This is a genomic window from Sphingobium indicum BiD32, from assembly GCF_000382885.1.
Classification (GTDB): domain Bacteria; phylum Pseudomonadota; class Alphaproteobacteria; order Sphingomonadales; family Sphingomonadaceae; genus Sphingobium; species Sphingobium japonicum_C.
Genome location: NZ_CAVK010000156.1, coordinates 1 through 4,222 on the forward strand (window position 1 = coordinate 1; position 4,222 = coordinate 4,222).

A 4,222-nucleotide genomic window follows, 5' to 3' on the forward strand; every position below is an offset into this window, starting at 1 on the left:
GGGTTTGAGTAGCAACGGAACAGAAAACCTACATAAGGGGCTTCAAGCATCGTCGATACCTGTGGCACCAGGATCGCGTAGCGGCCTCAACTCGCCGCGCGCCACGATGTCGGGAATGGTGAAGGCATAGCGCCCGAGCATGTTGATGTGCCTGGAACCAAGCGGCGAGAGGCGGGCGACGTCCTCGTCCAGGATCACATGGCCTTCGGCGCGTAGCTGGCTGACCGCCGCGTCGATGTAGATCGTGTTCCAGAGCACGACCAGGTTGACGACGAGCCCGAGCGCGCCGAGCTGATCCTCCTGCCCTTCGCGGTAGCGCTGGCGAAGTTCACCGCGCTTGCCGTGGAATATGGTGCGGGCAAGCAGGTGGCGGCTCTCGCCGCGATTGAGCTGGACCAGGATCCGGCGCCGGTAGGTTTCGTCGTCGATGAACCGCAGCATGTAGAGTGACTTGATGAGGCGGCCAAGCTCCTGAAGGGCACGTGCCAGCCTGGTGGGGCGATCATTGGTCTGAAGGACACGGGTGAGATCGGTCGCGCGCACGACGCCGAGTTTGAGCGATCCGGCCAGTCGAAGGAGATCATCCCAATGTTCGACAATCAGCCTGGTGTTGATCCTATTCGCGGCGAGGTCATCCAGCACGCCATAATCGGCCTTGCCATCGACACGCCAGAACCGCGCGCCGCCAATGTCGGCGATGCGCGGCGAGAACTGGAGCCCGAGCAGGTGAAAAATGCCGAAGATCGTGTCGGTGTAGCCGGCTGTGTCGGTCATGATCTCGCCTGGCCGCAATTCGGTTTCCTGGTCGAGCACGACGGCAAGCAGATAGAGGCTGTCGCGCAACGTGCCGGGCACCGTCAGAGCATTCAGCCCGGAAAAGCGATCAGAAACCAGATTGTACCAGGTGATGCCGCGTTCGCGCCCGAAATAGCGCGGGTTTGGGCCGGCGTGGATCGTGCGGACTGGCACGGTGAAACGCAGTCCATCGGCAGAGGCGACCTCGCCGCTGCCCCAAACGCGGGCCAGTGGTATCCTGTTATGGGCCGCGACCAGCAGCGCGTTGGCTGTGGTCAGCGTCTCGGCGCGGATGAAGTTCTGCTTCACCCAGCTCAACCGTGACCGGCGCAGCGCGGACACCTCGGGACGGACAAGCGGTTCGAATCCGGTATTGGTGGCCTCCGCGACAAGCACCGCGCAGATCGTCGTCGCTATATCCTCGGCGCGTGCATTGCCTTCGCTGGCATGCGTGAACGCCGCCGCGAAACCGGTTCGCGCATGCATCTCCAGGATCAGCTCGGGAAGATCCAGCTGCGGCAAGCGCGCGTCGATTGCCCTATGGAGATCGGTGAGGCTGAGTGGCTCGTCGATCCTGTCGAGCGGTGCGATCGACAGGTCGGCGCCGCTCGCCGTTTTCGTGATGGTCACGGCATCGTTGTCCGGTACGCGCGCCGCTGTCTCGCGGTAGGCGAGATCGAGCCGCGCGGACAGCCTGGCGATCTCCTCGTCGCCAGCGACCGCCACGCCGACCGTGCGGCATACCGTCGGTCGCGCCGCTTCCCAGGCGGCTCCTGTCAGCAGGCCTTTGCGCGGGTCGGCGTAGCGAAGCGAGCGAACAGGAAAGACGTCGCGACGGCGAATGGCGCGGCGTAGCCGGTCGAGCGTACAAAGCCGGTATCCGGTCAGATCGAATGTACCGTCATCACTCTTCAACTGGCGCGCCCACCCCTTGGGGACGAACGATGTTGGTGGCGGTCCACGGCGCTTCTCGCCCCTGTGAACTCTTCGCAGGTGGTCGACCGCGTCGAGCAGCGGCTGTCCTGCGGGCGCGGCTGCAAGATCGAGCGCTGCCAGCATCTTCGGCAGATAGCGCATCGTCCCGGCCTGCTGGCGCAACTCGACAAAATAGCTCTCGTCGTTCGGCCGCGCGAGAAGGTTCACCTGTGCGACGGCGTCGGTCAGCGCTGCCCGGTCGACGAGCGCGAACACGGCCGCGCGCACCTGCGCATCGCTGATGCTATCATCGAGCAGCACGACGCCGGCATCGCGAAGCCGGAGCGATGCGGCATCGAGATCACGCAGCGAACGCATCCGAGCATCCCTGGCGTTGATGCGCGCGTTGGAAAACATTCTGGTCGACACGACGTCGAACAGGTCGATGACATCGTCGCTGGCCGACGCTTCGAGGGTGCGGATGAACGCGACGAGGGTGGCAGCGCGCCGATCGTCGGGGAGGCGGGCCACCGCCTGCGCCCGCGCCGCACCGGCAAATCGCGCCAATGCGACCGCCTTGCCGGGTGGCACCCGGTCAAGTTCGGGCAAGCCCGCTGTGAACGTGCGGATTTCGGTAAGGCGATCAACGGCGCGGCTGATCTCGGGTCCGCTTTGCAGGTATGGACCGTCACGCAGTCGATCGAGCGGGCTTTGCCGCCCGTCGCCAATAACGGCGACCAGCGTGTCGAGCCGGGCGCGTTGCTCTGACGTCAGCCTGTCGATGAGACGGCGATGAACGTGTGTGGCGACCCGTGTGCGGACTCGTGCGATATCGCGCTCGAGGACGGACAGCCCTGGCAACAGCACCTTGGATTCAATCAGCCACGTCGCCGCTGCATCGAAGAGCGCCGATGGCCGATCGGTGCCCGTCCAGCACAGCGCGTACAGGAAACGATGCAATCGGAACGCGATGCGTGGATCGGAGAAAACCTGGTAGCCATAATGGTCGCGGATGCGCGGGCCGTGCCGCCATCGTCCCTTGGTCGCGCAATATTGCGCCATCCGTTCGCACGGCTCGTCGATCGCCAGCTGGCTGCCTGCGAACCGCATGACCGACGCCGGTGTCTGTGCCGGATCTTCGAGAAAGGTACCGAGCAACCGCAAAGAGCCAAGCTGTACCGCAACGCCGAGCCTGTTGTGATCGCCGCGGTGCGCGCCGATGAACATCCGGTCTGCATCGTCGAGATGAAAATGGCGCGCCAACTGGTCCGATGTAGGATCGCCGGCGAAGCGACCATAGCGCCGTGCCTGCTCGTCCGAGAGAAAGCTGACCGGCACTGCTCGGCCTATGCTGCTATTTTAGGCCGAACCCCGCGCTTGCCCAGCAATTCGCTGGCCCGCTCTCGCGGCTGACCTTTCGCATCGACATAAGCATAAAGCGTCGACACTGACACGCCGAGTTGGAGTGCAACATCGCGTGCGGCATTGTCGCGATCCGCCGTCAGCGCCATCGCGGCCTTCAGCTTCTGCTTCGTCATGACCCGCGGCCGACCACCTGCACGGCCTCGCGCCCTGGCCGCGGCCAGCCCCGCCATTGTACGCTCATGGGTCAGATCGCGCTCGAACTCGGCCAGGGTAGCGAAAATACCGAACACCAACCGGCCCGTAACGGTCGTCGTGTCGATATCGCCGGTCAGCACCTTAAGGCCGATCCCGCGCTTCTGCAGATCGCCGACCAGCCCAACGACGTGGGGTAGCGACCGTCCGATCCGGTCGAGCTTCCAGACTACGAGGGTGTCGCCATCACGCATGATGTCGAGTGCCTTGTCGAGCCCAGCCCGTTCGGTCGCACGGCCCGAGCACACGTCGTCGAATACCCGGTCGCATCCGGCACGATCCAGCGCATCGCGTTGTAGATCGAGATTTTGCTCGCCTGTCGACACCCGCATATATCCGATCAGCATCGACGCCCGCTCCTTCTTGCATTAATCTATCGAAGGATGGGTTTACCGGCTATAGGTTTCTGGATGGGTAGATGTGAGATTGAGGGTCATCCAGCGGTCCGATCGTAATCGCCGGCCCGCTTCGCATCAAACCGGGGTTTATTGGAAAAACCAGACGGCCGCTTCCGCCCCAATTGCGGACGTCGCGGAAAGCGATAGCTTCGAGCCCATGAGCGAGTATCGGGACAGCAGCACGCTAGGTGGAAAGATCGGCTGCGGTATGGCGGCCTTTGTCGGTGTTCCCCTCATCGGGGTCGTCTTCATCGTGAGTTCGCTCGGCGACTGTGCGCCAGATGCCGAATGCCACAGAGGCTTAGACTGGCCGCTGCTAGGTGGGGCAATCGCGATAGCCGCAGCGGTTGGTTTGGGTGTTCGGTCGCTAACAAATTGGATCAAGGGGCGTCGGAGGGACGGCAGCTAACCACCACTTCGCGCCCTTCCGGAATGGCCCGCGGCCTTGAGGCGTGCTGCCTTATGTAGGTTTTCTGTTCCGTTGCTACTCAACCCCC

General features: G+C 63.6%; 2 protein-coding genes. Both read right to left on the reverse strand.

Features of this window, described 5'->3' with window-relative positions; genetic code table 11:
* Positions 1-42 precede the first annotated feature (42 nt).
* On the reverse strand, positions 43-3,048 hold the full coding sequence (locus EBBID32_RS16120) for a Tn3 family transposase (protein ID WP_006960593.1): 3,006 nt from the start codon (positions 3,046-3,048) through the stop codon (positions 43-45).
* A gap of 8 nt (positions 3,049-3,056) precedes the next feature.
* Complete coding sequence (locus tag EBBID32_RS16125; RefSeq protein ID WP_006960595.1) at positions 3,057-3,674, reverse strand: recombinase family protein; 618 nt, start codon at positions 3,672-3,674, stop codon at positions 3,057-3,059.
* Between the last annotated feature and the right edge of the window lie 548 nt (positions 3,675-4,222).